This window comes from Microvirga pakistanensis, assembly GCF_004458765.1.
Lineage (GTDB): Bacteria > Pseudomonadota > Alphaproteobacteria > Rhizobiales > Beijerinckiaceae > Microvirga > Microvirga pakistanensis.
This window is the reverse complement of record NZ_SPJX01000266.1, coordinates 1-339: the sequence shown is the minus strand read 5'-3', so window position 1 is coordinate 339 and position 339 is coordinate 1. Positions and strand designations below refer to the sequence as shown.

The 339-nt window shown below is 41.6% G+C and carries 2 tRNA genes; both read right to left on the bottom strand.

Annotated features, from left to right (window positions below):
* Nucleotides 1–101 precede the first annotated feature (101 nt).
* A tRNA-Ala gene (locus E4K09_RS14790) sits at nucleotides 102–177 on the bottom strand.
* A 44-nt stretch (nucleotides 178–221) separates the two neighbouring features.
* Nucleotides 222–298, bottom strand: a tRNA-Ile gene (locus tag E4K09_RS14785).
* Between the last annotated feature and the right edge of the window lie 41 nt (nucleotides 299–339).

Here is a 339-nt window from a genome sequence, read left to right as displayed (position 1 = left end):
GTAGTTCACTGTGATAAATCACAGAAGTTAATAAACTCTATAAACTTCAGTTCATTAATTTCTATAATCAATCTTTTTTTAATCAGGTAACTGCGTAGTAGTGGTGGAGACTAGGAGAGTCGAACTCCTGACCTCCTGCGTGCAAAGCAGGCGCTCTACCAACTAAGCTAAGTCCCCAGCTTAAGATCTTAATATATCTGCTCTGCTGTGTTCAGTAGACTTGGTGGGTCTGACAAGACTTGAACTTGTGACCCCACGCTTATCAAGCGTGTGCTCTAACCAACTGAGCTACAGACCCTCAGATACATCAATGAAGAACAACTTGTTGTGGATTCTTAC